A 537-nucleotide genomic window follows, 5' to 3' on the forward strand; every position below is an offset into this window, starting at 1 on the left:
ACGAGGATATGTCTCTGGAAGATATTTCCTCCCAGGTGGTTCCGGTGGTAGAAAAGATTACCGGCGAAGCTGGCACACAGACCCAGAAGGTAGCCGGAAGCAACGAGGTTATCATCAAGACACGTACCCTGAACATGGACGAGCGCGAAGAGTTAAACCAGGCGCTGGCGGATCAGTTTGGTGTGGATAAAGAGAAGATCACAGCCGACAGTATCTCCGGTGCGGTCAGCCAGGAGATGAAGCGCGATGCGATTGTGGCGGTTACGATTGCGACGATCTGCATGTTGATCTACATCTGGTTCCGTTTCAGCAACATCACGTTCGCGGCGGGCGCGGTTCTTGCCCTGATGCACGATGTGCTGGTTGTCCTGACCTGCTATGCGATGCTGCGCTGGTCGGTTGGTTCGACGTTCATCGCCTGCATGCTGACGATTGTCGGTTACTCAATCAACGCGACGATCGTTATCTTCGACCGTATCCGTGAGAATATGAAGCTTCTGGGTAATAAAGAGTCCGCTGAGACGATCGTCAACACCA

At 53.3% G+C, this 537-nt stretch carries 1 pseudogene; it reads left to right on the forward strand.

What is annotated here, in order from left to right:
- A pseudogene (locus QVO97_RS08260) lies at positions 1–537 on the forward strand (protein translocase subunit SecDF); the annotation flags it as partial.

The sequence above is a fragment of the Clostridium sp. CAG:43 genome (assembly GCF_000434655.1).
In the GTDB taxonomy this organism is placed as follows: Bacteria; Bacillota; Clostridia; order Lachnospirales; family Lachnospiraceae; genus Otoolea; species Otoolea fessa.